Genomic DNA, 26,577 nt, shown 5'->3' with positions numbered 1-26,577 from the left:
GTGGTGAAGTAGACCAGTTTTCAGTACGGATTCGAGATCCAAAGTCCAATTCGGTCTATTCTTCACCTCTACTATACAAAAAAATAGTAGTGCAAACCAATGCCTTGGTCTACACTACTAATCTTAGTATGTTTTCAGTGGCCTCAAATAATCTCTTCAGTGTTTTTTTCTGTTGCGTAAAATAAGAATAATTCGTACTAAAAAAAGTGCAGTCACTGCTCCAGCTGTATCTAGAAGAACATCTTGCATAGACGGTGTTCGTCCACCAGTTAAGGATTGATGAAACTCATCTAAACAAGCTAATCCGATGGTTAGTAGTAACGCAAGTAGCGTACGATAATTATATTTCGGTAAAACAAAGTAAACGGAAAGAGCAACTAAGCCGAAAATGATAAAATGGGCACTTTTTCTAATAATAAATTCAATAAAATAATAATACCCTCGTTCATCAATCGAAACCTCAATCCCCCAATAGGGTATTGCTAATTTCGATAGTATAGATTCGAAAGGCTTTCCTGGTAACCATTTTTCAAGGGTAGGAATGATAGACTGTTGTTCATATGTCTGACCAGAAGAGATGAACAAAATGAAGAGGAGAGCTAAAAGCACAATTATTTTTTTCATAGAATAAGACTAACACGCTCCCGTCTAAGATAAAGAGATTTATCAGCTCATACTTCATTATTAACAATATCATCCTAATTAGACACCAAGCAGGAATAACACAACTGGTATTGTTAGAATGCTAATAAGTGTAGTAATGAAAGTTGTGAAGGAAACAAGATCTGGTTCCGTTTCAAATTGAAGTGCGAACATTGTTGTATTCGCTGCTGCAGGCATAGCAGACTGTAGGATTAAGACAGTTTTTAGTAGATCATTTATAGGCATGAAATAGATAATGCCAACCGCAATCAGCGGAGATGCAACCATTCGAATGACTGTGACCGCAGAGACGTAGCGATAAGCCACACGCTTTCTGGTTATGACGGCAAGCTGCATGCCAAGAACAATCATGACCGTTGGTATAGAAGCGTCAGCAACGAGGCTTACGGCTTTCATAATGGAACTTGGAACCTCAACATTAACAAGTTGAAATCCAACGCCTATGAGCGATGCATAGAGAAGCGGCATTCGAATAACTCTCTGGAAAGATTGACGAAGGGTAGCTTTTTCTTTACCACCAATGGAAGCGAAAAAGATGCCAACGGTGTTCATTAAAAGGCTTTGAAAGACCATCATGATGACTGCGTAATCAAATCCGACCGCTCCAAATGCAAAAAGAACGACGGGGGCCCCATAGTTTCCGCTGTTCATGAAAACCCCGCCAAGAATCATAGCTGACAATTGGGGTCGAGTGGCTTTCATAAGGATCGAGGTAATCCAAACGATAAGAAGTAAGGCAAACATTAGAAGAAGGGAGAAGGAAATAATGTAAAAGTAATCCATTGTTATGTCGTTCGTATAAAATGTTCGAAATGCTAGAAATGGTGACATTAAATAAAGCGCGACAGTTGAAATGGACTTAATATCAAATCCTATAAGTTTTTGGCCTACATATCCTGTAAAGAAAATGATAAAGACCGGTAAGATAATTAACAATAATTCCAAAATAGATCACCTCAAGCAAAATAGCTATTACATATTATAAAAGTTGTTAAAGTTTTCAACTCACTGTCATACAAGTTCCTTGACTATCTCAAGGGATTCCTTAAAGTAAAGCTTATCAGTCGATAGTTAACATGGAAAGAGGGAATGTTAGTTATGAAAAATATAGCAAGTTTAAAAAGTGTTTCATTTCAAAGAAGTGGTCAAGTGATTTTAGAAAATATTAATTGGTCAATTAAACCTGGTGAACAATGGGGGGTATTGGGGTTAAATGGATCTGGTAAAACGTCCCTTCTAAACATCATATCAGGCTATCATTTCCCGTCAACTGGGGAAGTTGAGGTTTTAGGAAACGTGTTTGGTAAAACTAATTTACCAGAGTTACGGAAAAAAATTGGTTTTGTTAGTAGTTCTTTAGAGCGTTTCACTTCTTATTATTCCAATGAAACCGTAGAAAGAGTAATTGTAAGCGGAAAATTTGCGAGTTTTGGGATTTATGAAGAAGTGAAAAGTGAAGACTGGGAAAGGGCAGATTCTTTGCTTGTAAGCTTGCGGTTATTAAATTTGAAAGGGAAAGTATTTCATCAGTTATCTGAGGGAGAAAAAAGAAGGGTGCTCATTGCACGATCGTTAATGAGTAAACCTAGTATCCTAATTCTGGATGAGCCTTGTTCAGGATTGGACATACTCTCAAGAGAAGAATTCTTAGATTCAATGAATGCAATCGTTAAGAGTGGATGTCATATTATTTATGTTACCCATCATATAGAAGAGCTAGTTAATCAGATTACGCATGTTCTCTTGTTAAAAGACGGGAAGATTGTATCGTTAGGCAAAAAAGCCGAGGTGTTACAGGAAGATTTATTAAGTGAAACATTTAGAGTACCCGTGGCAATTCGTTGGGAAGATAATAGGCCGGGGTTGACGATTAAGAAGCGGTAGCAATATGTTCACAAAAAAGTGCGCTTATCGAACGCTTAGGTATTCCTAATGCTATACAATAAAAGTAACCGGTTCATCTCCCAATAACTCATGAACTTCATGGGTAGAAGAACCATAATAACTAACGGAGTGATTAAATTTATGAAGAATACTGGATCAGTTAAAGGTTTCAAGAAAAGAAACTACAAACCTTTCATTATCGCAATTTCAATTATTTTAATTGGGGCAATTGGCATTCTTTCTGGAATGCCTGGATATGAAGATTTTGATGCATTCGATGTGACGATTTTGCCATTAGCAAATGCAATATTTAATTCGTTTACCTTCCTGTTTTTAGTCGGGGCACTTATTGCTATTTTGAAAAGAAATGTGAAGGTTCACCAACGTTTTATTTACGCAGCATTAGTGACAACGTCTTTGTTCCTTGTTAGTTATGTAACCTTCCACTTTTTAGCACCATCAACGTCATTTGGCGGAGAAGGTTTTATGGCGGGCTTTTATTATTTCATCCTAATCACCCATATTATTCTTGCTGCAGTGATCGTACCGCTTGTACTTACGAGTGTGGCTCGTGCTTGGAATATGGAGAATGCTCGTCATAAGAAAATTGCTCGCTGGACAATGCCAATTTGGCTTTATGTAAGTCTAACAGGCGTTCTTGTTTATATATTAATCTCCCCATACTATTGAAAATGTCACCTTTATAGAGTATCGCATAAGATACTAGAATAAGGGGGGCGGTTATGGGTCTATTAATGAATACAAATGGACAGCCGACAATTTATGAAAACTCTTTCAGTGCTCTCGGAAACAATCAAGAACACTTTACGATTAATCCGATAGAAGAGTGGATGACCGAACAAAAGGAATCCGTTGACATCATCAATCACCAACTTGATGCTTTGAAATCTATAATAATGCAAGAAAAACAAACACAAGCGAATCAATGGCAAAGCGCGAAGAATCGTTTAGATGATTTATTGGAAAATGAGCATGTTGAGAATCTAACTATTAGAAACCAAGTACAAGATGTAAGCAAATTGAGTCAAGAAATTGTAGAGATACTAAATAAGAACTTGGTCTACCAGGAAGAATTGACAAAACAAATTTCAAGTCAAGAGGAAATTCAACAAGATTTACTAAAAAGACTAGATAAACAAGAGGGATTGACGGAGAAAGTCCTTCGACAAATGGATTTCATTAGATCGATCCTCTATGAACGAACAAATTTCCTGGCAGAAAAGATAGAGAATAGCTACAGTATGACCTCTTCGTACATGGCACGATTATTCTCCAAATCTACACCGAATGGAAGAGGATTTATTATCAAAGAGAAGAAAGAAGATAAGCAGGAGAATATAGACTGAAACGCACTAGGGCATTTTGCATCCTAGTGTTTTTTTATGTAATCGTTCCGTTCAGCCTAATATTCGATCTTATGTGATAGCAACTAGTATCAACCAGAAAATATGTTGAAATAAAACAAGTGTATATAAGAGTACACTGGATGCGACTAACACATTAAGAAATATCTTTGGTTCTATTTTAGTAAGAATATAGAGTAGCAGAATAGGTAGGCTTATTTTAATTACAAAAAAGTAGAGGACACTACTTTCATAAACGAATCGCATAAGGGGGTTTGCTTCTTCAATATGATGATTTCTAATTCCAAAATCAGTAAGAAGTGCATCGAAAATTGCTAAAACGAACAATAGTAGTGCCATCTTGTAAGCTAAGTTACGTGTTTGAAAAGGAATCTTAATATCCATATAACCCAGTCCCTTTCTAAAATAGCATATTAAAGGTTTTTAGTTAGTATATGAAGTTAAGATCGATGTTATTCATTGATTAACTAAAGGATTTAAGTTTATGAGAGATAAGATATTGAAAGAAAAAATGCAGGTTCGGATGAAGTTTGCGATGAATAGAAACAAGAGGTTCTAAATTGGAAGTAAATAGGAAGTGTTAATAAATGTGACTATAAAAATAATTATTGCAAAAATTTCGGTATATTAATTTACAAACTTGAAAGAATAAACTGTACATCTACTATTTTCGTTGTATAATATGGGTTAAAGTCGTCTTCTTTACATAGAAGTAACTAAAAAATTAGTCTAAGGGGATATCAACGTAATGACAACACTCAACGTTCAGGTCAAATTGACAGAATCAAAAAAAGAGAAACCATTAACAGACCAATTAGAATTTGGACGAGTATTTACAGATCATATGTTTATAGCAGATTATACTGAAGGTTTAGGCTGGACAAATCATAGAATTGAATCCTATCAACCACTTACGTTAGATCCAGCATCAATTATTTTTCATTATGGCCAAACGATTTTTGAAGGACTGAAAGCATATCGTTCTGAAGATGGAACGATTCGATTATTCCGTCCTGAACAAAATATGAAACGGTTGAATCAATCAGGTAGTCGAATGAGTATTCCTCCAGTGAATGAGGAATTGGCATTAGAGGCACTAAGGCAACTTCTCGTTATTGATAAGGAATGGATTCCAACAGCAGAAGGAACATCGCTTTACATCCGTCCATTTATTATTGCCACTGAAGCTTATTTAGGTGTAGCACCATCAAAAAAATATCAGTTTATGATTATTCTTTCTCCGGTAGGATCTTATTACAAAGAAGGTATTCGTCCAGTAAAAATACTTGTTGAGAATACATTTGTTCGTGCAGTATCCGGTGGTACAGGGACTGCGAAAACTGCAGGCAACTATGCTGCTGGTTTAAAAGCACAAGAGGTTGCTTCTGAAAAAGGATATGCCCAAGTTCTTTGGTTGGATGGAATTGAAAGAAAGTATATTGAAGAAGTTGGCGCGATGAACGTCTTCTTTAAAATTAATGGTGAAGTGATTACTCCAGTATTAAATGGCAGTATTTTAGAAGGTATAACTAGAAAGTCCGTTATTGAATTGTTAAATCACTGGGGAATTCCTGTTACAGAAAGAAAAATTTCAATGGAAGAAATTCGAACTGCTCAGAAAAATGGTCTCCTAGAAGAAGCTTTTGGAACTGGAACAGCAGCAGTTATCTCTCCAATTGGTGAATTTTATTGGAAAGAAGAAGAGCTTGTTATTAACAATGGAGAAATTGGCGAGCTTTCAGAAAGAATTTATAAAGAGTTAACAGGTATTCAAACGGGTAAAATAGAAGATCCATTAGGTTGGGTTCTTGAAGTTAAATAATATAGTTTGAAGCCTACACTATAGGAGGGAATACGAGTTGGAGAAATTACAATCAATGGAGCACTTTGAACAACTAAAAAATGGAGAGAGAACGATGTTCATGTTTACAGCAGACTGGTGTCCAGATTGTCGAGTTATTGATCCGATATTACCAAGGATTGAAGTCGACTATCCGGAGTATGAGTTTATATCTGTAGATCGTGACGAATTCATCGATTTGTGTGGAGACCTAAGCATTTTTGGTATCCCGAGTTTCATTGCATTTCATAATGGTGAAGAAGCAGGCAGATTTGTTAGTAAAGACCGTAAAACACAAGAAGAAATTGAAAGCTTTATAAATGGACTTTCAAATTAAAACCGGTTTCATCTTTAAGAGAAAGCAATTAGTTTACGTATAAATAAAGGACTTCGATCTTCTCAGGCAGAAGTGATCGAGGTCTTTATTTTATTTGAAGTAAAACTATACCTGTTCAACTTTTGGATAGCGGTAACATACAACGGAGATGTAGAAAGTTAAAATTGGAAAAGGGGGCCATATATTGAAGGTAAGTAAACGAGTTCGATACTTAGTGGTGTTAACTGTCGTAACAATTTGTTTATTTCTAGTTTCTGGTTGTTCGATTTTCAATGAAGAACGAATTAGTGAAGAAGAAATGGAGTTGTTAGAAACCAAACTAAAAAATATACAAAGTGAAGGAGCTATCACCGAATCTGTTTGTGGGAAATTCGAAATTTATGAGGGTCAAACAGATACTTGTCATCCTCAAAAGAAGTGCAAAACAACTACGGAATGTGCGACGTTAGGAGATCAGCTGGCCGAACAAATTATTGAACGTTTTGGTGATTTGTTGACAGACTATGAATTCTCCGATGAAGGCGATTCCTATTTTGAGCAAGTACTTGCGAGGTATGAGCTTGAAGGTGATCTGTTAACGAACCCAGAATTCTTGGTCGTTGACGATGGACTTGAGAGTTATCGAGACGATGTAGAAAAGCATGTACGTATTTGGAACATGTTTACCAATCTAATCCCCGAAAGTGAGCGTCAAATGCTATCAGGTTTTCATATCATGACAGATGGAAACGAGGAAACCCTTGCTCAAGTGGAACCTGATGACGAAGACTTAAGTAAGTGGTGGTTAAGTATGGATATTTTAGATTCAAAAGAACTATTTATATCTCAAACGACATTGCTGCATGAATTTGCTCATTTACTAACATTGCAAGATAGTCAAATGGATATGAATGAAGAAGTAGTATTCTCGGAAGATGACGATGAAATCCATGAAACAGCCCCAGCCACATGTCAATATTTTTTTGTTGACGGCATGGGATGTATGAAGGAAGACTCGATGCTCCAGGCATATATTGAAACGTTCTGGCTAGATGTCTTAGATGAATGGGAGGAACGTGGGGTTGCGGAAGATGAAGATGTAGCGACTGAGTTTTTCATGGATTATGAGGATCAATTCGTTACCGATTATGCTGTAACTAGCCCTGTTGAAGACATTGCTGAAGTTTGGGCTTACTTTATATTGTCTCCAAAGAACGATGGTGATGAAATTTGGTTGCAAAAGATTTCATTCTTTTATCAATTCCCAGATCAAGTGAAATTAAGAGCCGAGATTCTTTCTAGGTTGCTTTCCTATTTATCGCAGAATGAGTTGCATATGCGATAAATAAGGATGAAAAAAAGGATAGCTTTTTAAGAGCTATCCTTTCAAATCAAATTAGTAAACCGAATAAATTACTACCTTTTTTAATTTCAGTATAAGAAAATCCGCTTTGTTCCATTCGCTCAACGAGTCCAGCGTAATCCTCGCTATTCTTCAATTCAATCCCAACGAGTCCAGGGCCACTTTCTTTATTGTTTTTTCTTGTATATTCAAATGTGATGATATCATCGTTCGGTCCAAGTACATTATCCAAAAATTGACGAAGCGCACCCGCTCTTTGTGGGAAATTAATGATGAAATAATGAAGTAATCCTTCATAGATTAATGATTTCTCTTTGATTTCTTGCATCCTCCCAATGTCATTATTACCACCGCTAATTACACATACAACTGATTTCCCTTTAATTTGATCTTTATAAAAGTCTAATGCAGCTATAGGTAAAGCCCCAGCAGGTTCAGCAATAATAGCATGTTGGTTATATAAGTCTAAAATAGTCGTACACACTTTGCCTTCAGGTACAACTACAATATCATCAAGGTATTTACGGCAAATTTCATATGTGATTTGACCTGAGCAGCCAACAGCAGCCCCATCCACAAACTTATCAATTGAATCTAAGTATATGACACCCTCGTTTTCGAAAGCAGCTTTCATACTTGCGGCACCAGCAGGTTCTACACCTATCATACGCGTATGAGGAGAAACGTTTTTGATGTAAGTTGATAACCCAGATGCAAGTCCTCCTCCGCCAATGCTTGAAAAGACATAATCTATAGATTCTTCTATGTCATTCATGATTTCGATTGCAACAGTTCCTTGACCAGCAATGATATCTAAATCATCAAAGGGATGAATGAAAAGTCGATCTTCCATTTTAGCGAATTCAATTGCACGAACAGAAGTATCGTCAAATGTATCACCAGTTAATATTATTTCTACATTGGAACGGCCAAACATTTTAACTTGGTCAATTTTTTGTTTTGGTGTAGTTAGCGGCATGAAAATCTTACCATCGATGCCTAAATGCGCACAGGCATAGGCAACACCTTGTGCATGGTTTCCAGCACTTGCGCAGACGATTCCTTTTTCACGTGCTTGTGCCTCAATCGTTTTTATTTTATAGTAAGCACCTCTTAATTTAAATGAGCGAACATGTTGTAAATCTTCCCTTTTTATATACACATGACAGTCATATTTTTCAGATAGGCGCTCGTTCCTTTGTAAAGGTGTATGCACGACGATATCTTTTAAAAGTTGATAAGCGATTAGGATATCTTCAATATGTAACGTTTTCGGTTCGTTGTTTTTTAATTTCATTACTTATCCACTTCTTTCGAATTAATTAAATATCCTGTGATTATAACATGAATGGAGTGAAGTATGTGAATATTATACACAATTTTTCAATAAAATAAAGTTTCATTCTTATAGATGTGAGCATATAGATAATGGGGATGGTATATATTGTGGCCCAATTAATTAGCTGGAAGGGGATAGCATGGAGAGTTCTTCAATAAATGAAAACAGTAAGAATGAACAATTAGAGAAATTCAGAGTGAACAATGATGGAACGAGACTAACTACAAATCAAGGACTACGTGTTTCGAATGACGAGCAATCCTTAACTGCAGGTCTTCGTGGACCAACACTTATAGAGGATTTTTATTTCCGAGAGAAAATTACACATTTCGATCATGAACGCATTCCGGAGCGGGTTGTACATGCAAGGGGATACGCAGCCCATGGGGAATTTGAGTTGTATGAATCAATGAGTGAATATACGACAGCAAAATTCTTACAAAAGCCAGGTACTAAGATTCCGCTTTTCACAAGATTTTCAAACGTTGTTGGAAGTAGGGGTTCGGCTGACACTGTGCGAGATGTTCGAGGATTTGCGGTAAAGTTTTATACAGAGGAAGGGAATTATGATTTAGTCGGAAATAATATACCTGTTTTCTTCATCCAGGACGCTTTAAAATTTCCTGATTTAGTCCATGCAATTCAACCTGAACCAAATAATGAAATTCCACAAGCATCATCTGCTCATGATACATTCTGGGATTTTATCGCCAACAATCAAGAATCAGCGCATATGATCATGTGGCTTATGTCGGACCGCTCAATTCCGAGAAGTTGGCGGATGATGGATGGTTTTGGTGTACACACGTTTCGCTTTGTGAATAAAGAGGGCAAAGCAAGATTTGTTAAGTTTCATTGGAAGCCTACACTGGGGGTGCATTCGTTAGTTTGGGATGAAGCACAGAAAGTTTCAGGGAAAGATCCGGACTTCCAGCGACGGGATTTATGGAATTCAATAGAAAATGGAAACTTTCCTGTATGGGAATTAGGCGTTCAAATGATTGAAGAAGCAGATGAGTTTATGTTCGATTTTGATGTGCTTGACGCAACAAAACTTTGGCCCGAAGAGATTGTCCCTGTAAAAATAATTGGTAAAATGACATTAAATCGAAATGTTGATAATGTTTTTGCGGAAACAGAGCAAGTGGCTTTCCATCCAGGAAATATTGTTCCGGGAATTGATTTCACAAATGACCCATTGCTTCAAGGAAGATTGTTTTCCTATTTAGATACACAACTTATAAGGCTAGGTGGCCCCAATTTTACTGAAATTCCAATTAATCGGGCAGTGTGTCCGATTCATAACAATCAACGCAATGGATACGGAAGACAAAGGATTGATGTAGGTCAAGTAAGCTATCATAAAAATTCATTAGCAAATAATACTCCTGCTACATCAAGTGCGAAAGAAGGTGGCTTTGTCCACTACCAGGAAAAAGTAGAGGGGCGTGTAATTCAGCAGCGAAGTGAGTCGTTCAAAGACTTTTTTTCGCAAGCCCGCCTATTCTGGAATAGTATGTCACCTCCTGAAAAAGAGCATATTGTCTCAGCATTCACTTTTGAGGTTGGTAAAGTAACTAGTCAATCGGTTAAACAACAAGTTGTGGATATGTTAGCACGGATAGACCAACGCATGGCAATTACTGTCGCAAAGGAAGTTGGTGTACAACGACCGACAGAGCCACAGTCGTTAGTAACTGCCTCCTCGCCAGCACTTAGTCAATCTGATACGATTAGCCTTCCGAACACATTAACGGTAGCTGTGTTGATTGGTAATGGGTTTAACGGCGCCGAAGTGTTGGATGCTGTTCAAACATTTTTAAACGCAGGAGTTGTTGTCAAAATAGTGGGCGAAAGACTAGGAACCATTAGAAGTACTGATAATTATCAAGTTGTGGTAAACGAAACGTTTCTTACAACAGATCCAGTCCTATTCGATTCACTTTATGTTGTAGGTGGAAAATCTAGTAATCCAATGAAGTTTTCGAGAGATATTACTTATTATATTAATGAAGCATTTAAGCATTATAAACCGATTGGATTTGCAACGAGTGGTATGCAATATCTTGAAAAGTCCCAGGCAGAAGAAGGGCCGGGCATCATTCTAACTAAAAATGACGCCAATTTCGGTACGCAGATGGTGAACGCCATTGCTCAGCAACGATTTTGGAATCGAGATATTTATTGACACGCCTAGAAAGGTAAAGACTCTATCTAATTGACATTATATTTAAGAGTAGTATAATTAATTCAAAATTGAATAGCTCTTATCAAGAGAAGCTAAGGGATATGGCCCATTGAAGCTTCAGCAACCTCTGAGTTTATCAGGAAGGTGCTACCTCCACCAAGATTCTTTATCTTGAGAGATAAGAAATGAGAACTTACACTCAATCCTCTTTTCTTTCATCATTAGAAAAGAGGATTTTTAATATTATTATTATTCATCATTTTTCCAGTAAAGAAAGGAAGAGATACAATGCCGATTAATATCCCAAAACAATTACCAGCTAGCGAACTGTTAAAAGCAGAGAAAATATTTGTGATGGATCAAGAGCGTGCAACTGCTCAAGATATCCGTCCGCTGAATATTATTATTTTAAATCTAATGCCTGAAAAGGAAAGAACGGAATTACAGCTTCTAAGGTTGCTTGGAAACACTCCGTTACAAGTAAATGTCACTTTTTTAAATATGGCAACCCATGAATCAAAAAATGTAAGTAAATCCCATTTGGATAACTTTTATAACACATTTGATGAAATTAAACATCAGCGTTTTGACGGAATGATAATTACGGGTGCACCGATTGAACATTTACAATTTGAAGACGTGAATTATTGGGGAGAACTACAAGGTATAATGGATTGGACCACGACCAATGTCACTTCTATATTACATATTTGTTGGGGTGCACAAGCTGCGTTGTATCATCATTATGGAATTGGGAAGCATGATTTACCTAAGAAATGCTTTGGTGTTTTCAACCATAGAGTTTTCGACCCGACCGTTGAACTTGTTCGGGGATTTAATGATGAATTTAATGCACCGCATTCTCGCTATACATCTGTTTCGATTAAAGAAATAGAGAATGATCCACGTTTAACACTGCTTGCCGTCTCTGAAGATGCTGGAGCATTTATTATTTTGTCAAATGACGCGAAGCATATAATGATTACGGGACATTTTGAATACGATGCAGGAACACTCGGTGAAGAATATTCACGTGATATGAATAAAGGTGTCGAAGTAGACTTGCCTGAAAATTACTTTCCGAATGACGATTCGACTAAAGAGCCTATGAATACATGGCGATCACATACGCATCTGCTATTTTCTAACTGGCTAAATTATTATGTTTATCAAGAAACTCCATATGAATGGAGCTAATATAATCTTTGTATAGAAGTTTTTGATACCGGCAAAGTAAACTCTGTATTCGAATCATAATTTTTGACTATACAAAGAAATACGGATGCAATTGAGAGGGAAGTTTAGATGCAACAAGAATTTAAAGGAAATATCCCTAAACGAATGACTGGAATTATATTGGTATTAATTGCAGCTGTAATGTGGGGAGTTTCTGGTACGGTGGCTCAGTTTCTTTTTGAGAAAAAGGAATTTAGCTCTGAATGGTTAGTTGTCAGTCGGTTACTTATAGCTGGAGTAGTCATGTTAGTGATTACGCGGGCTAGAGGAGAGAAAAGGATTTGGGATGTGTGGAAGCATAAGCACGATGCTTTCAGTATGGTTTTATTTAGTATATTTGGCATGTTAACGGTGCAATATACTTTTTTTGCAGCGATTCAACATTCAAATGCAGCAACTGCTACAATTCTTCAATACTTAGCGCCTGTTCTGATTGTATGTTATTCAGCAATACGAATTAAGAAGTTGCCTTCTAAAATTGAGGTTTTCGCGGTTGTATTGGCGTTAATTGGTACTTTCTTACTCGTTACAAAAGGCAGCATTTATAGTTTGTCAATATCAAAACTAGCTTTATTTTGGGGGATTGCTTCTGCATTCTCACTCGCCTTTTATACATTGCATCCTTTACAACTTCTTGCAAGATGGGGTTCAGGTATTGTTGTAGGTTGGGGCATGTTGGTGGGGGGGATTGCGTTTAGTTTTGTACATCCACCCTGGAAGTTTGAAGGCCAATGGGACATGCAGTCATTCAGTGCAGTGGTGTTTATTATTATTTTCGGAACGCTCATAGCTTTCTTTTTCTTTTTGGAAAGTTTAAAACATATAAAGGCTGCCGAGGCAAGTTTACTTGCTTGTGTAGAACCGCTTTCTGCAGCATTCTTAGCAGTTGTTTGGCTACAAGTTGCATTTGGAATAATTGAGTGGATTGGAACGGCATGTATATTATCTACAATTTTGATTTTATCACTTAGTAAACAGAAGAAAATACTTTATAAGGAAGAAGTCTAGCAAAATAGAGCTAGACTTTTTTGAATTGGTCTAGGAAGTAGTATTCAATATAGCTATTGTATAGAAGTACTTATTCATATATAATTAATACAATTACGCGGAATTTTAGAATATTCCGTAATTACAAATAACTTATTACATTTAGGGGGGATTTCATTGAAAAGAAGAATACGTTTATTTACAATGTTGATTTTTGTACTTAGCTTAGGATTGTTATTGGCTGCTTGTGGAACTAAGTCGGAAGACACTGGGTCTACCGGTGGTGATACGGGTAAGAAAAAGCTAATTGTTGGAACAGACGCAACTTACGCACCAATGGAGTCAATGGATGAAAAAGGGAATATTGTAGGAATCGATATCGATATTGTTAATGCAATTGCCGAAGAATTAGGCATTGAAGTAGAATACAAAAACTACGGATGGGAACCTTTATTTCCTGCAGTTGACAGTGGTGAAGTAGATTTTGCAGTTTCTTCGATTACAATAACAAAGGATCGTCAGAAGTCCTATGATTTCACCGATCCATACTTTATTGCTAACCAATTAATTCTTGTTCCTGAAGAATCTACAGTTACCAACTTCCAAGATTTAAAAGACTTACGTGTTGCTGTTCAAATCAACACAACAGGTCATATCGTAACGCAGGGACTTTTGGGTGATACTAGTACTAAGATTCTTGCAGCTGAAACAATGCCGTTAGCAATCACCGAAATGATTAACGGGAATGCGGACGCATCTGTGGGAGATAATGCTGTAGTTATTGAATATAAAAATCAAAATCCTGATGTGAAAGTGAAAACAATCGAGGATGATAGTTTTGAAAAAGAGTATTACGGTCTAATGGTTAAGAAAGGGAATACTGAGATTGTGGACCTATTGAATAAAGGTATTCAAGCAGTGAAAGACAGCGGGAAATTAAAAGAAATCACAGGATTCGATGTAGAGTAAATATCTTTCTACCTCAGTGGACTAGATTGGAGTGATTGATTTGGATTTCCTTAATATACGCTGGGACATGTGGGAAATGATTTGGAATTATCGTGCCATGTTTATTCGCGGTATAGGTATAACACTTGCTCTAACAATTATTGGATATATCCTTGGACTATTCCTAGGTTTATTTGTAGGAATGGGAAAATTATCGAAGCGAAAGTGGATTTTTTACCCCGCGAAGTATTATGTTGATTTCTTTCGTGGTACGCCATTGTTGGTACAGATATTGTTAATTCATACGGCAATAATTCCGGGGATCTTTGGACATTCCTTAGGATATTTTACATCCGGAGTAATAGCACTTACACTTAATAGTGCGGCCTATAATGCTGAAATTATACGAGCAGGTATTCAGTCGATTGAAAAGGGGCAATCCGAAGCGGCGAGATCTTTAGGTATGACTGCTGCGACGTCAATGAAGTTAATAGTTTTGCCGCAAGCTTTTCGTCGAATGATACCGCCTTTGGGCAATGAATTGATCGCATTGATGAAAGATTCTTCTTTGCTAATGGTTATCGCAGCTCCAGATTTATTGTATGCTGGTAAAATAGTGGCAGGCGCATCAAGTAGATTCTGGGAACCTTATATTACAGTTGCAATACTTTATTTGTTACTAACATTCATCTTTGGTAAATTGATAGGCTATGTAGAAAAACGGTTTAGCAATAGTTACACTCCCTCACCTAGAAGAGGAATATTTAAATATGGACGTGAGTCAGCAGGAAGGTGAATAAATGATTAAAGTCCAAGATTTGCATAAATCATTTGGAAATCTAAAAGTGCTAAAAGGGATTGATTATAATGTTGCGGAAAAAGAAGTTATCTGCGTAATTGGGCCGAGTGGATCTGGTAAGAGTACCTTTTTACGCTGTATCAACCTGTTGGAAGAAATTACTTCTGGAGAAGTTTTTATTGATGGAGTCAAAGTAAATGATCCAAAGACAAATATTAATGAAATTCGAACAGAAGTAGGCATGGTTTTTCAACAGTTTAATCTTTTTCCTCATATGCGGGTCATTGATAATATTACCGCGGCGCCGAAAAAGGTTCGGAAAATGAGTCCTTCCGATGCTGAACAATTAGCACTTCAATTGTTGGAAAAAGTAGGACTTGCCGATAAAGCGAATGCCTATCCCGAACAATTATCAGGCGGACAGCAACAACGAGTCGCAATCGCAAGAGCGCTTGCAATGAAGCCTAAAGTAATGCTATTTGATGAGCCAACATCAGCACTTGACCCGGAGATGGTTCAGGAAGTTCTGGATGTCATGAAACAACTTGCTGTTGAAGGTATGACGATGGTTGTTGTTACACATGAGATGGGTTTCGCCAGGGAAATGGGAGATCGAGTTCTGTTTATGGATGAAGGGCTTTTGGTTGAAGAAGGACCACCTAACCAGTTGTTTAATAATCCACAAAATGAGCGAACAAAGGCATTTTTAAGTAAAATATTGTAATAGGTAAAACCCGAACATTTATTTAGTTACTTTTAATGATAACGTTAAACCTAAATAGAGGTTGCGTTATCATTTTTTTTATTTTATGTTTACGGATAATGGTTACATTCATTTAATATTAAATACCTATTAAGATTACTAACGGCAAAAGTGGGGTGCGTGTATGAAGATTCATTTGGTTGCAAAGGATGCATTAGAAGCGGAAGGTATCAGATGGATAGTAGAAACACATTTATCGGATGTTGAAATTATATCTTGGGATACCTTTACAGAATATGCACAGATATTCCGAGAAGAAACGAGCCATTTGTTACTGATTGATATGGATAACTGGACAAAGGAACACGATGATTTCTTCTCAATCCATTCTAGTGAAAACAATAATTGGATTGGAATTTCCTCAGAACGAATTTTTCGTACGGCATATAGGGGACTTCGTTTACGTGCAGATGATGTGCTGTTTCGTCCATTCACATCTACCGAAATAATTAAACATATCCAACAATTACGATTCCAAGTAAGAAATTCGAGCCAAAACTATTCCGTTAAAGGCAAAGAAAACAGCATCAGATTTTCTAGTGAGCATTCGGATTTATTTTTAATGGAGAAATCACATAAAATACCGACAACGATGACGGCCTTTTTACCTTCGAATAGTGATGATTTAGCAAAGGTTTATGAACAGTTACGCTACTTCCCATTTCCTGAAGAAGTTCAACTTTTTGCTTTGTCAGAATTTATATTATGTGTATATGAAACTAAAGAAGTGGATATATTTCAAGAAGAATTTCAAGTGTTTTTATCTCGCTGGAAAGACAGTGGTGGGGGCCCACTTACGATTGTTAGTCATGTATCTGCCTCTTTAGAATCATTGAAGGAAAATTATTTGCAAACTAAGCGACTAACAGAGGTTCTCTTTTTTGAGGGCTATGACATTATTTTATCAAAGAATGAGAAAGTGATTTGGGCAGAAATGGATCCATTTTTAACCCCGATGGAACAAAGGCAATGGATTGAAATGCTAGATAAAAAAGATGCGATAGGAATCCGTTACTGGATTGAACACTCTTTTCTTATGTATACATATCCCTATCCAGATCCGGAACTTGTGCGTGTAAAATTGACGAGTGTATTAGCTCAAATTAGGCGGTATATGAAGTCGTATAATATCCAAACGGACGAGTGGGAAACTGCGTATCATGCGGTATTTCAGAAAATACTACGGAGTTCGGTTGTTTATGAAATTGTTCAAGAGTTAATAGGTTTTACAACAAAATTACTTCTACAGGGCGATGGGCAGTCTCGTATTTCAGGTGTGGATCGTTCATTGGTCGAAAAGGTCCGTGAATTAATAGAATCTAATTATTGGAATGTAGAGTGGGGACTTAACGAATGTGCAGATTCACTTCGTATTCATAAAAGTACATTAAGTCGACGTTTTTCTTCAGATTCAGGTCTGTCTTTTAATGTTGTATTGCATCAAATTAGACTCGAAAAGGCAAAAGAATTACTGATTGAAACAGATTTATCATTTGAAAAAATAGCGAATTTAACAGGTTATTCATATCAAAGCTATTTCAATACTATTTTCAAAAAACATGAAGGTTGTACACCTTCAATTTATCGCTCTAGAAATTTGTAAACCTCGTTCGAATAAATATAACGAGGTTTTTTGTAATTAAAACAAAAAACCATAAATTTTATTCGATTAATTATAAAAAAGACAATAAATCATAATAAATAAACAGATTTTTCGATGTATAATGAATATATAATTGAAAGGGGATATGAAAAATGACAACAAATACAAGTGAAAAAGTTATTAGATATAGAGGGACAGAATTGAATACAAAAGGATGGCAACAAGAGGCTGCACTTCGAATGTTAATGAATAATTTAGACCCTGAAGTCGCAGAACATCCTGATGAACTTGTAGTCTACGGTGGAATTGGAAAAGCAGCTCGTAATTGGGAATCATTTGATGCGATTGTGCGTTCCTTAAAAGAGTTAGAAAATGATGAGACACTCTTAGTTCAATCGGGAAAACCTGTTGCAATTTTCAAATCTCACTTGGATGCTCCAAGGGTGCTTATTGCAAATTCAAATTTGGTACCCGCTTATGCAAACTGGGAAACGTTTCATGAACTCGATAAAAAAGGGTTAATGATGTATGGACAAATGACTGCGGGAAGTTGGATTTACATTGGATCCCAAGGTATTGTGCAGGGCACTTATGAAACATTTGCTGAACTTGCGAAGCAACATTTTGGAGAATCTTTACAAGGGACAATCACTTTGACTGCTGGTCTTGGTGGAATGGGTGGAGCACAACCGCTGGCAGTAACGATGGCGGGTGGGGTATGTATTGGGATCGATGTCGACGAAACTCGGATTGATCGTAGAATTGAAACTCGGTATACAGATGTTAAGACGGATTCAATTGATGAGGCGATTCGTCTTGCTCAAGAAGCAAAAAAGGAAGGAAAGGCTCTTTCTATTGGTTTAATAGGAAATGCTTCAGATGTACTACCAGAAATGATTGCGAAAGGTTTCACGCCTGATGTGCTAACAGATCAGACTTCGGCACATGATCCGTTAAATGGCTACGTACCTTCAAAAATGTCACTAGAAGATGCATCGAAACTTCGAAGTGAAAATCCAGAGGAGTATGTGAAACTTTCAAAAGCTTCGATGACGAAACATGTTGAGGCAATGATTGAAATGATGGATAAAGGTGCAATTACATTCGACTATGGTAATAACATTCGTCAAGTTGCGAAAGATGAGGGATTCAAACGTGCATTTGATTTCCCTGGTTTTGTCCCAGCGTATATCCGTCCTCAGTTTTGTGAAGGAAAAGGTCCATTCAGATGGGTTGCATTGTCAGGTGATCCTGAAGACATTTATAAAACAGATGAGGTTATCCTTCGAGAATTTAGTGATAACAAACATCTTTGCAATTGGATTAAGATGGCGCAAGAAAAAATTGAGTTTCAAGGTTTGCCTTCACGAATTTGCTGGTTAGGTTACGGTGAACGTGCCCGTTTCGGGAAAATCATTAACGACATGGTAGCTTCAGGGGAATTAAAAGCACCGATTGTTATCGGAAGAGATCATCTTGATTCAGGATCTGTAGCTTCACCAAATCGTGAAACAGAGGCAATGAAAGATGGTTCGGATGCAGTCGCAGATTGGCCGATCTTAAACGCAATGATTAACGCAGTCGGTGGTGCAACTTGGGTTTCGGTACACCATGGTGGCGGCGTAGGTATGGGTTACTCAATTCACGCTGGAATGGTTATTGTTGCTGATGGAACGAAAGAAGCAGAAGCTCGCCTTGAACGTGTACTGACAACAGATCCTGGTATGGGAGTAGTACGACACGTAGATGCAGGATATGAACTTGCAGAAAAAACAGCGTTGGAAAAGGGAGTCAATATTCCAATGTTAAAAAAGGAAGGTAAATAAAATGACACAACCACTTTGGATTAAGCATGCGAGTCAACTTGCTACACTTAGCTCAAATGTAGAAGGTCCTCGCATAAAAGAAGCGATGTCGGATATCGGAATTATTGAAGATGGTAGCGTATGGATTGAAGATGGTATTATTCAAGCAGTAGGAACTACAACTGAACTTGAAAAGCAATACGGTGCAAGATCGAATGAAGCAACTATCGTCGATGCAACTGGACATCTTGTTACTCCTGGACTTGTAGATCCTCATACGCATGTTGCGTACGGAGGAAGTCGTGAAAAAGAATTCGAAATGCGATTAGAAGGCGCTTCATATATGGATATTATGAATGCTGGTGGAGGGATTCACGCTACTACACGTATGACACGAGAAGCAACTGAGGAAGAATTAATCGAGCAAACAACCCGTCGACTAGATTCGTTTCTTACCCATGGCGTGACAACTGTTGAAGGAAAAAGTGGATACGGCATGAATCTTGAAACAGAGCTCAAACAACTACGTGTGATGAAAAAACTTCAAGAAACGCATCCAATTGATCTAGTTCCAACATTTATGGGTGCACACGCAGTCCCAGCGGAGTATAAAGGACGCGAAGATGCATTTATAGAGTATTTGATAGAAGAGTTATTACCAGTTGTTGCTGAAGAGAAATTAGCGGTTTTTAACGATGTGTTTTGTGAAAAAGGAGTTTTCACACCAGAGCAATCTGAACGTATATTAGAAGCTGGAAAGCGCTTTGGACTAATTCCGAAAATTCATGCGGATGAAATTGAATCATATGGTGGTGCAGAACTAGCGGCAAAAGTAGGTGCCATTTCAGCAGAGCATTTATTGCAAGCATCTGACGAAGGGATTCGTGCAATTGCAGAGTCGGGAACGATTGCTTGTTTACTCCCAGCTACTGCATTGTATTTACGTGAAACTGCAGCGGCTGGACGAAAGATGATTGATGAGGGTGTCGCGGTTGCCATTTCAACAGACTGTAATCCTGGTTCCTCTCCAACGACATCAATGCCACTAGTTATGAACTTAGCGTGTATCTTAATGCGTCTTACACCCGCTGAAGCATTGACGGCTGCCACATACAATGCTGCCTGTGCCATTAAGAGTGAGGATAAAGTAGGTTCATTGGATATAGGGAAGCTTGGGGATGTTGTTTTATGGGATATTAAGAACTACCAGGAACTTCAGTATTTATTCGGTGTAAACCATGTGAAAACTGTTTGGAAAAAAGGCGTGCAAGTAGTCGGCTAATAGCTGAAAAAGTTTCATTCGTAAAAAGGGAATGATTTACCTCTATCGTGAACAAACTGCCTTTGATGGAGGTGAAAGTTCTTGGAAAAAGATAAAGGCAAGAATGAAGGAAGTAAAAAAGATCGCGAAGAATATGGGTATGGGTACGATAAAAGTGTAGATGATTTAAAGGTAATTGGAAAAAATCGAGAGAACGAGAATGAAAAGGATAAGAAATAAAAAAGTTTCCTAAACGCAAGCATGCGTTTAGGAAACTTTTCTTTACTTGCAGCATCAATACCATTCATTTAACTGTTCTTCCTCGGCAATGGCCTGGAGATCATCCGCAGTGATTGTCAGTACCTGATACTCAGACCTAGCTGCATAGCGGTCAGCGGCTTGTTTAATAAACTTAGGAGACCCTTCATTTTCCTCATCATAGACAATCAGGATACCATCCGAATTGCGCATGAAAAATTTATTTTTTTCTATGAATTGCCATGGTGCTTCATATGGAGTCTGAGTTAAGCTGTTATGATAATCAGCTTTTTCAATTAGTGAACGGTAGGTTTCTTGTTTCGTTTCATTCCAATTCTTCTCTTGTTCTAGGAAAGGGGTGATGAGTGCGTATTTAAGATTAGGATACTCATCTTTCAATTCCAGAACTAATTCGGCAGTCCAGGTTTCTACTCCTAGTTGACCGCTTATAATGACCCATTCAAGTCCAGTATCGAGAAGAGAAAGCAATTTACTTTTCAATGCTTTCTTGATAAAAGCTATACCTGGATGATTTTCATCGAATATGCCTAACTCGTGTTGTTTATATCCTGTAACGACTAATCGTTTCAACATTTTATTATCTCCAACCATTCGTACTTTATCACCATTTTTTATAAGGTAAGAATTTTCCGTCCAATGTAACGACTACGCGGTCGCCATTTGGATCTTCCTTTTTTTGAATATCCATCGTGAAGTCAATTGCGCTCATAATCCCGTCACCAAATTTATCATGAATGACTTCTTTTATTGTAGTACCATAAACTTGTGTAATCTCGTGGAATCGATATATAAGTGGATCTACAGGAACCGAAGTATCCAATGATCCTTTTAACGGGATTTGTTGAAGGGAAGTTGAAACTTCATTGTCCAATTCGAGTAACGCAACTAATTTATTTGCTTCGTCAGCATTCATTGTAGCTTGTCCCATAATTGCTGACGCAGTCCAAACAGTATGACGGCCAACTGCTTTGGCGATGTCATCAAACGATAATTGTTTAGTGCTTTTTGCTAATAAAATTTTTTCCGTTGCCATTTCCTTAGTCAGTACCAACTTTATTTCCTCCTTTAGTAAACTATATTTAATATTGATATCTCATATAGTAGTTTACCATTATAAGACTTAGATTTTCAAAAAAAATGAAGATAGTGCCACTATCTGTAATTTTTTCGACACAAAAACAAAAAGGTAGTAGAGAATTAAAAGAAAACATTGAACTTTAAAATAGTTACTCGTATAATGAGTGAATGAAAGAGGTGCATATATAATGAAAAAAGATTTGAGAATAAATAGTAAAGTCTTTAGTGAAGGAACAATGAGAGCGCCAAACCGCGCAATGTTACGTGCAGTTGGAGTTACGGATGAAGATTTTAAAAAGCCAATGGTTGGTATTGCAAGTACATGGAGCGAAGTAACTCCTTGTAATATACATATTGACAAATTGGCAATTGCCGCCAAAGACGGCGCTAAAGAAGCAGGTGCAGTTCCGTTTATTTTCAATACAATCACTGTTTCTGATGGTATTTCTATGGGTACCGATGGGATGCGCTACTCGTTGCCAAGTCGTGACGTTATCGCAGATTCAATAGAGACTGTCGTAGGGGGAGAAAACCTAGATGGCCTTGTAGCAATTGGTGGATGTGATAAGAATATGCCTGGCTGTATGATTGCGATTGCTAACTCTGAGGTTCCTGCTGTATTTGTTTATGGTGGAACAATATCCCCTGGAAATCATAATGGTAAGAAGCTTGACATTGTTTCGGTATTTGAAGGTGTTGGACAATTAAACAGCGGAAATATTGATGAAGAAGAACTTAGAAATATTGAATGCAAAGCATGTCCAGGAGCTGGATCATGTGGCGGTATGTACACTGCAAATACAATGTCATCTGCAATTGAAGCAATGGGAATGAGTTTACCTAGTAGTTCCTCTAACCCTGCAACATCTAATGCTAAGTTAGACGATTGTAAGGCTGCAGGAAAAGCGGTTTATCACTTACTTGAAAAAGGTATTTATCCAAAAGATATTATGACAAAAGAGGCATTTGAAAATGCGATTACAGTTGTTATGGCTCTTGGAGGCTCAACGAATGCGGTGTTGCATTTACTTGCAATTGCTCATGCAGCGGAAGTTGACTTAACAATGGAAGACTTTAACCGAATCCAGAAGAAAACACCACATATTGCAGATTTAAAGCCAAGTGGTCAATATGTGATGGAAGACTTATCTAATGTAGGAGGCGTGGCTGCAGTAATGAAGTTACTCCTAGAAGCAGGTTATTTACATGGAGATTGTATAACAGTTACTGGGAAAACCATTGCAGAAAACTTGAAAGATGCACCAGATTTAGAAGAAGGCCAAGAAATAATCAGACCTTTGGATAAGCCGTTTACAAAAGACGGTCCGTTAGTAGTGTTAAAAGGTAACTTAGCACCAAGTGGGGCTGTTGCAAAGGTATCAGGAGTATCTGTAACGACTCATACTGGACCAGCGCGCGTGTATGATACTGAAAAAGAAGCAACGCAAGCTGTAATGGATAATAAAATTAATGATGGTGACGTATTAGTTATTCGATATGCTGGACCAAAAGGTGGACCAGGTATGCCAGAAATGCTTTCCATTTCCGGAATACTAATCGGTAAAGGTTTAGGTGAAAAAGTAGCGTTACTTACGGATGGCAGATTCTCTGGAGGTACACATGGTCTTGTAGTTGGACATATCGCACCAGAAGCTCAAGTCGGTGGACCAATCGCGCTACTAAAAGAGGGAGATATGGTAACAGTCAGTTCGGCTTCTCAAGTCATATCAGTCGATCTAACAGACGAAGAATTGGAAGAGCGTCGTAAAGGTTGGGTTGCACCTCCAATGCATACAAGAGGTGTGCTTGGAAAATATGCGCACACTGTTTCTTGTTCCTCAATTGGAGCTGTAACAGATAATTTTAATAGATAACTAATAGCAGGTACCGAGTAGACACAAATTATGTGGATTCTTGGTACCTGTCTTTATTAATGCTGTTCAATTTGGAAAAAGTATATTATGATTACACTAGATTTAATTTAGTGAAGGGAGGGTTCCTTTATGGCTTTTGTTATTACTTCTGCATGTATACTCGAAAAGGCAGCGGACTGCGTAATGGTTTGTCCTGTTGATTGTATAGAACTTGGAGAAGATCAATATCTAATCGATCCAGATACTTGTATAGATTGTGGAGCTTGTGTAGCCGCTTGTCCGGTAGAGGCGATTTATCATGAAGAAGATTTACTTACTGAGGATTTACCATTCTTAGAAAAAGCAAAAACATTTTACAATATTGCATAACAAAGCGTAGTTGCTCTGGGTAATTCGCGAAGGAAATAGGGAAATCCACAGAAGTCGCTCTTTGACTTTTGTGGATTTCATCTTTTCCACAGTTGAGCTGGGCGCTGGGGTCTAGACAATTAGAAAAGGGCAACTCTCAATTGAGAGTTGCCCTTTGATTATTTATAAGGTAACAAAAGTTTTGATTGTCATTTTTTCATCCCGAATAGTCGGGGGAATAATTTCCATAAGAAAGTAAATTACTTTCCTTGCCGCGGTCGTAGTTCCACTGGGTGTCTTCTAACTTAAGCAACGTAAACCCTACCTACTTTTACGTCCTTACGACCCTATAGTCGCGCCAGTGTGAATAAGTGTTCTCAAAAACATTGTGTAGAATGCCAGAATATCAAGTCTTGCCTGCTACCTTACTTCCTAAGTATATTACTATAAACGAAAGTAGCGAGTTTGTCAAGTGAACTGGTATTGCAACGCATGTGGTGGCCAACAAGTATGGATAAGAGATAGATTATTCAGATAAGTAAACATTTAGACTAAGTGATAAATGATTAATAATAATCATTGATTTTAAACTAGACAAAAGATATAATTAATTTCAGTAAAGCGCTTTCTTTAAATTTATAAATTCAATACATATAACACGTCTTGCTGACGCTAAGTTTGTAAACTTAAAGTCATATAGCGATTATTTAGAATGGTAAATATTCAGATACTTAACGAATTTAAAGTTAAGCGCTTCCCTAAAAAAGTAAATAGAAAGTGATGGAATGCAAAGTAAGAGAAAAAGTACTGATTTTGTTGAATGAGATTAAATGGAGGGTTACAAATGATTTGGATTGTATTCACAACTTTTATGCTCTATACAGTATTCGTTATGTGGTTTTCATGGTACAAAACGAAAGGTACAGACTTAACCACATCTGACGGATATTTTCTTGGTGGAAGAAGCTTAACGGGAATCGTAATTGCGAGTTCAATAATTCTCACAAATTTATCGACGGAACAAATTGTCGGATTAAACGGACAAGCTTTTAGCGAGTCAATGGTTGTTATGGCTTGGGAAGTATCAGCTCCGATTGCTCTGATATTTATGGCGTTTGTTTTTTTACCAAGATACTTAAAAACTGGAATCTCTACAATTCCTGACTTTCTTGAACAAAGATATGATTTGAGAACGAGGCAAATTGTCTCGGTACTTTTTCTGTTAGGTTATGCAGTAGCTTACTTACCGACAGTTTTATATTCGGGCGCATTAGTACTAGATAGTATATTTTCATTGTCTACAATTTCTAGCATAAGCCCATTCATGATGGTATTACTAATATCGATTGCGATTGGTGTAATTGGTTGTTCGTATGTTGTTTTAGGTGGACTTAAAGCAACTGCGATGAGTGATACAATTAATGGAATCGGGTTAATGATCGGTGGATTGCTAATTCCAATCCTTGCGTTAATAGCTCTAGGTGGAGGAAATATTGTAGAGGGTGTGGATAAATTATTAACCGCTAACCCTGCAAAATTGAATTCAATTGGTTACCATACATCATCTGTTCCTTGGGCTGTATTATTTACCGGTATGTTGTTTAACAACTTATTTTATTGGACAACGAACCAAACGATTATCCAAAGAACATTAGGTGCTAAAAACCTTGCAGAAGGACAAAAAGGTGTTCTTTTCGCGGGACTCATAAAGGTGTTCGGAGTTACTTTCTTAGTATTACCTGGAATAATTGCATATTTCATGTATGGCGACAGGTTAACAAACCCAGATATGGCTTACCCTACGCTTGTGGCGGATGTAATGCCGGTTGCGTTATCTGGTCTATTAGCAGCAGTGTTGTTTGGTGCAATCATGAGTTCATTTAACAACGCATTGAATGCTTCTATAACTCTATTTACATTGGATCTATATAAACCAATATTTAAACCGAATGCGAAGGATAAAGAACTTGTTAAAGCGGGTAAAATATTTGCTGTTGGATTAGCAGTTGTTGCTGTTACGGTAGCACCGTTTATCATCTTTGCTCCATCAGGTCTTTACTATTACTTACAAGAAATGTTTGGGTTCTATAGTTTACCAATATTAACGATGGTAGTTGTTGGGTTCTTCAGTAAACGAATCCCAGCAAGTGCTCCAAAAATAGCGATTATTGTACACGTTGTACTCTATGGATTATCCAAATTGGTTCTCGGTCACGTCAATTTCTTATATATTCTTTCGGTCCTCTTCCCGATTAACGTACTAGTTATGCTAATTGTGGGTAGATTACGACCACGTGCGACGCCTTTTGTAATGCATGATGCGAATGTTGTCGATATGAAACCTTGGAAATACGCGAAGCATTTCTCTGTATTCATATTAGTAACGATGATTTGTGTTTATACATTCTTCTCGCCAATAGGTGTAGCTGAAGCAAGTATTCCGTACTCACCATGGTTGGTAGTGTTCTTGTTTGCGATATTAGCATTTATAATTGCAATCTTGTGGTTCTGGGTTCGAATGAACAAAAAGTTTGATCCTGAAGATTCGAGTGAAATTATTAAAACCAAAGCAGAAGTGAAGAAAGTTTAGTAGTATGTTTAAAAAGCAAGTTAGCATGA

At 37.4% G+C, this 26,577-nt stretch carries 25 protein-coding genes and 1 riboswitch; of the genes, 19 read left to right on the top strand and 6 right to left on the bottom strand.

The window, feature by feature from the left end:
• Positions 1–156: 156 nt before the first annotated feature.
• Complete coding sequence (locus ACXYMX_RS07815) at positions 157–624, bottom strand: VanZ family protein (RefSeq protein ID WP_459043693.1); 468 nt, start codon at positions 622–624, stop codon at positions 157–159.
• Positions 625–702: 78 nt separating this feature from the next.
• Complete coding sequence (locus ACXYMX_RS07810; RefSeq protein WP_459043692.1) at positions 703–1,608, bottom strand: AEC family transporter; 906 nt, start codon at positions 1,606–1,608, stop codon at positions 703–705.
• Positions 1,609–1,761: 153 nt separating this feature from the next.
• Here ACXYMX_RS07810 and ACXYMX_RS07805 point away from each other — a divergent pair, with 153 nt between their 5' ends.
• From ACXYMX_RS07805 to ACXYMX_RS07795, 3 genes are all read left to right on the top strand, one after another.
• The gene (locus ACXYMX_RS07805) at positions 1,762–2,547 is read left to right on the top strand and encodes an ABC transporter ATP-binding protein (RefSeq protein WP_459043691.1); all 786 of its coding nucleotides are present in this window, start codon (positions 1,762–1,764) and stop codon (positions 2,545–2,547) included.
• 141 nt (positions 2,548–2,688) lie between these two features.
• The gene (locus ACXYMX_RS07800; protein WP_459043690.1) at positions 2,689–3,237 is read left to right on the top strand and encodes a DUF420 domain-containing protein; all 549 of its coding nucleotides are present in this window, start codon (positions 2,689–2,691) and stop codon (positions 3,235–3,237) included.
• Positions 3,238–3,290: 53 nt separating this feature from the next.
• Positions 3,291–3,914: a hypothetical protein gene (locus ACXYMX_RS07795; protein ID WP_459043689.1), complete on the top strand. Its 624-nt coding sequence runs from the start codon at positions 3,291–3,293 to the stop codon at positions 3,912–3,914.
• A 69-nt stretch (positions 3,915–3,983) separates the two neighbouring features.
• On the opposite strand, the gene ACXYMX_RS07790 is transcribed toward ACXYMX_RS07795, so the two are convergent.
• The gene (locus tag ACXYMX_RS07790; RefSeq protein ID WP_459043688.1) at positions 3,984–4,316 is read right to left on the bottom strand and encodes a DUF5658 family protein; all 333 of its coding nucleotides are present in this window, start codon (positions 4,314–4,316) and stop codon (positions 3,984–3,986) included.
• A 364-nt stretch (positions 4,317–4,680) separates the two neighbouring features.
• On the opposite strand from ACXYMX_RS07790, the gene ACXYMX_RS07785 reads away from it, so the two are divergent.
• The 3 genes from ACXYMX_RS07785 to ACXYMX_RS07775 all read left to right on the top strand — a co-directional run bounded on the left by ACXYMX_RS07785 (position 4,681) and on the right by ACXYMX_RS07775 (position 7,433).
• Positions 4,681–5,754 (top strand): branched-chain amino acid aminotransferase, encoded by a 1,074-nt coding sequence (locus ACXYMX_RS07785; RefSeq protein ID WP_459043687.1) that lies wholly within the window; start codon positions 4,681–4,683, stop codon positions 5,752–5,754.
• Between the two features lie 37 nt (positions 5,755–5,791).
• Complete coding sequence (locus ACXYMX_RS07780) at positions 5,792–6,109, top strand: thioredoxin family protein (protein WP_459043686.1); 318 nt, start codon at positions 5,792–5,794, stop codon at positions 6,107–6,109.
• A 184-nt stretch (positions 6,110–6,293) separates the two neighbouring features.
• Positions 6,294–7,433 carry a hypothetical protein gene (locus ACXYMX_RS07775; protein ID WP_459043685.1) on the top strand — a complete coding sequence of 380 codons (1,140 nt, stop codon included), beginning with the start codon at positions 6,294–6,296 and terminating at the stop codon, positions 7,431–7,433.
• Positions 7,434–7,479: 46 nt separating this feature from the next.
• Here the strand turns inward: ACXYMX_RS07775 and ilvA are convergent, their stop codons facing one another.
• Positions 7,480–8,748 (bottom strand): threonine ammonia-lyase IlvA, encoded by a 1,269-nt coding sequence (ilvA, locus tag ACXYMX_RS07770; RefSeq protein WP_459043684.1) that lies wholly within the window; start codon positions 8,746–8,748, stop codon positions 7,480–7,482.
• Between the two features lie 181 nt (positions 8,749–8,929).
• Here ilvA and ACXYMX_RS07765 point away from each other — a divergent pair, with 181 nt between their 5' ends.
• The 10 genes from ACXYMX_RS07765 (at position 8,930) to ACXYMX_RS07720 (ending at position 20,620) form a co-directional block, all read left to right on the top strand.
• Positions 8,930–10,978 carry a catalase gene (locus ACXYMX_RS07765; RefSeq protein WP_459043683.1) on the top strand — a complete coding sequence of 683 codons (2,049 nt, stop codon included), beginning with the start codon at positions 8,930–8,932 and terminating at the stop codon, positions 10,976–10,978.
• A 76-nt stretch (positions 10,979–11,054) separates the two neighbouring features.
• Positions 11,055–11,163, top strand: a riboswitch (SAM riboswitch).
• A 103-nt stretch (positions 11,164–11,266) separates the two neighbouring features.
• A complete protein-coding gene (gene metA / locus ACXYMX_RS07760; RefSeq protein ID WP_459043682.1) occupies positions 11,267–12,175 on the top strand; it encodes a homoserine O-acetyltransferase MetA in 909 nt (302 codons plus the stop codon).
• Positions 12,176–12,283: 108 nt separating this feature from the next.
• Positions 12,284–13,222, top strand: coding sequence for a DMT family transporter (locus ACXYMX_RS07755; protein WP_459043681.1), 939 nt, complete (start codon positions 12,284–12,286; stop codon positions 13,220–13,222).
• Positions 13,223–13,378: 156 nt separating this feature from the next.
• Positions 13,379–14,170 (top strand): basic amino acid ABC transporter substrate-binding protein, encoded by a 792-nt coding sequence (locus tag ACXYMX_RS07750; protein ID WP_459043680.1) that lies wholly within the window; start codon positions 13,379–13,381, stop codon positions 14,168–14,170.
• A gap of 40 nt (positions 14,171–14,210) precedes the next feature.
• Positions 14,211–14,945: an amino acid ABC transporter permease gene (locus ACXYMX_RS07745; RefSeq protein WP_459043679.1), complete on the top strand. Its 735-nt coding sequence runs from the start codon at positions 14,211–14,213 to the stop codon at positions 14,943–14,945.
• A 4-nt stretch (positions 14,946–14,949) separates the two neighbouring features.
• Positions 14,950–15,672 carry an amino acid ABC transporter ATP-binding protein gene (locus ACXYMX_RS07740; protein WP_459043678.1) on the top strand — a complete coding sequence of 241 codons (723 nt, stop codon included), beginning with the start codon at positions 14,950–14,952 and terminating at the stop codon, positions 15,670–15,672.
• A gap of 163 nt (positions 15,673–15,835) precedes the next feature.
• A complete protein-coding gene (locus ACXYMX_RS07735) occupies positions 15,836–17,314 on the top strand; it encodes a helix-turn-helix transcriptional regulator (protein ID WP_459043677.1) in 1,479 nt (492 codons plus the stop codon).
• A 152-nt stretch (positions 17,315–17,466) separates the two neighbouring features.
• Positions 17,467–19,140, top strand: coding sequence for a urocanate hydratase (gene hutU, locus ACXYMX_RS07730; protein WP_459043676.1), 1,674 nt, complete (start codon positions 17,467–17,469; stop codon positions 19,138–19,140).
• 1 nt (position 19,141) lies between these two features.
• Positions 19,142–20,401 (top strand): imidazolonepropionase, encoded by a 1,260-nt coding sequence (gene hutI, locus ACXYMX_RS07725; RefSeq protein WP_459043675.1) that lies wholly within the window; start codon positions 19,142–19,144, stop codon positions 20,399–20,401.
• 81 nt (positions 20,402–20,482) lie between these two features.
• A complete protein-coding gene (locus ACXYMX_RS07720; RefSeq protein ID WP_459043674.1) occupies positions 20,483–20,620 on the top strand; it encodes a hypothetical protein in 138 nt (45 codons plus the stop codon).
• A 54-nt stretch (positions 20,621–20,674) separates the two neighbouring features.
• Here ACXYMX_RS07720 and ACXYMX_RS07715 read toward each other — a convergent pair whose 3' ends face one another.
• Both ACXYMX_RS07715 and cynS read right to left on the bottom strand, forming a co-directional pair.
• Positions 20,675–21,232 (bottom strand): SLOG family protein, encoded by a 558-nt coding sequence (locus ACXYMX_RS07715; RefSeq protein ID WP_459043673.1) that lies wholly within the window; start codon positions 21,230–21,232, stop codon positions 20,675–20,677.
• Between the two features lie 28 nt (positions 21,233–21,260).
• Positions 21,261–21,710: a cyanase gene (gene cynS / locus ACXYMX_RS07710; RefSeq protein ID WP_459043672.1), complete on the bottom strand. Its 450-nt coding sequence runs from the start codon at positions 21,708–21,710 to the stop codon at positions 21,261–21,263.
• Positions 21,711–21,924: 214 nt separating this feature from the next.
• Here cynS and ilvD point away from each other — a divergent pair, with 214 nt between their 5' ends.
• The 3 genes from ilvD to ACXYMX_RS07695 all read left to right on the top strand — a co-directional run bounded on the left by ilvD (position 21,925) and on the right by ACXYMX_RS07695 (position 26,548).
• On the top strand, positions 21,925–23,610 hold the full coding sequence (gene ilvD, locus ACXYMX_RS07705) for a dihydroxy-acid dehydratase (RefSeq protein WP_459043671.1): 1,686 nt from the start codon (positions 21,925–21,927) through the stop codon (positions 23,608–23,610).
• A 129-nt stretch (positions 23,611–23,739) separates the two neighbouring features.
• The gene (locus ACXYMX_RS07700; RefSeq protein WP_459043670.1) at positions 23,740–23,979 is read left to right on the top strand and encodes an indolepyruvate ferredoxin oxidoreductase subunit alpha; all 240 of its coding nucleotides are present in this window, start codon (positions 23,740–23,742) and stop codon (positions 23,977–23,979) included.
• Between the two features lie 823 nt (positions 23,980–24,802).
• A complete protein-coding gene (locus ACXYMX_RS07695) occupies positions 24,803–26,548 on the top strand; it encodes a solute:sodium symporter family transporter (RefSeq protein ID WP_459043669.1) in 1,746 nt (581 codons plus the stop codon).
• The last annotated feature ends 29 nt before the right edge of the window (positions 26,549–26,577 follow it).

The sequence above is a fragment of the Sporosarcina sp. CAU 1771 genome, from assembly GCF_054482775.1.
This window is presented reverse-complemented; position numbering and strand designations above follow the sequence as displayed.

Excerpts from the sequence above, each read along its gene's own strand:
- ACXYMX_RS07755 (WP_459043681.1), top strand. The coding sequence starts at position 12,284 with ATGCAACAAGAATTTAAAGGAAATATCCCTAAACGAATGACTGGAATT.
- ACXYMX_RS07795 (WP_459043689.1), top strand. The coding sequence starts at position 3,291 with ATGGGTCTATTAATGAATACAAATGGACAGCCGACAATTTATGAAAAC.
- ilvA (WP_459043684.1), bottom strand. The coding sequence starts at position 8,748 with ATGAAATTAAAAAACAACGAACCGAAAACGTTACATATTGAAGATATC.
- ACXYMX_RS07765 (WP_459043683.1), top strand. The coding sequence starts at position 8,930 with ATGGAGAGTTCTTCAATAAATGAAAACAGTAAGAATGAACAATTAGAG.
- ACXYMX_RS07740 (WP_459043678.1), top strand. The coding sequence starts at position 14,950 with ATGATTAAAGTCCAAGATTTGCATAAATCATTTGGAAATCTAAAAGTG.
- ACXYMX_RS07805 (WP_459043691.1), top strand. The coding sequence starts at position 1,762 with ATGAAAAATATAGCAAGTTTAAAAAGTGTTTCATTTCAAAGAAGTGGT.
- hutI (WP_459043675.1), top strand. The coding sequence starts at position 19,142 with ATGACACAACCACTTTGGATTAAGCATGCGAGTCAACTTGCTACACTT.
- ACXYMX_RS07735 (WP_459043677.1), top strand. The coding sequence starts at position 15,836 with ATGAAGATTCATTTGGTTGCAAAGGATGCATTAGAAGCGGAAGGTATC.
- ilvD (WP_459043671.1), top strand. The coding sequence starts at position 21,925 with ATGAAAAAAGATTTGAGAATAAATAGTAAAGTCTTTAGTGAAGGAACA.
- ACXYMX_RS07700 (WP_459043670.1), top strand. The coding sequence starts at position 23,740 with ATGGCTTTTGTTATTACTTCTGCATGTATACTCGAAAAGGCAGCGGAC.
- ACXYMX_RS07715 (WP_459043673.1), bottom strand. The coding sequence starts at position 21,232 with ATGTTGAAACGATTAGTCGTTACAGGATATAAACAACACGAGTTAGGC.
- hutU (WP_459043676.1), top strand. The coding sequence starts at position 17,467 with ATGACAACAAATACAAGTGAAAAAGTTATTAGATATAGAGGGACAGAA.
- ACXYMX_RS07695 (WP_459043669.1), top strand. The coding sequence starts at position 24,803 with ATGATTTGGATTGTATTCACAACTTTTATGCTCTATACAGTATTCGTT.
- ACXYMX_RS07815 (WP_459043693.1), bottom strand. The coding sequence starts at position 624 with ATGAAAAAAATAATTGTGCTTTTAGCTCTCCTCTTCATTTTGTTCATC.
- ACXYMX_RS07790 (WP_459043688.1), bottom strand. The coding sequence starts at position 4,316 with ATGGATATTAAGATTCCTTTTCAAACACGTAACTTAGCTTACAAGATG.
- ACXYMX_RS07785 (WP_459043687.1), top strand. The coding sequence starts at position 4,681 with ATGACAACACTCAACGTTCAGGTCAAATTGACAGAATCAAAAAAAGAG.
- metA (WP_459043682.1), top strand. The coding sequence starts at position 11,267 with ATGCCGATTAATATCCCAAAACAATTACCAGCTAGCGAACTGTTAAAA.
- ACXYMX_RS07800 (WP_459043690.1), top strand. The coding sequence starts at position 2,689 with ATGAAGAATACTGGATCAGTTAAAGGTTTCAAGAAAAGAAACTACAAA.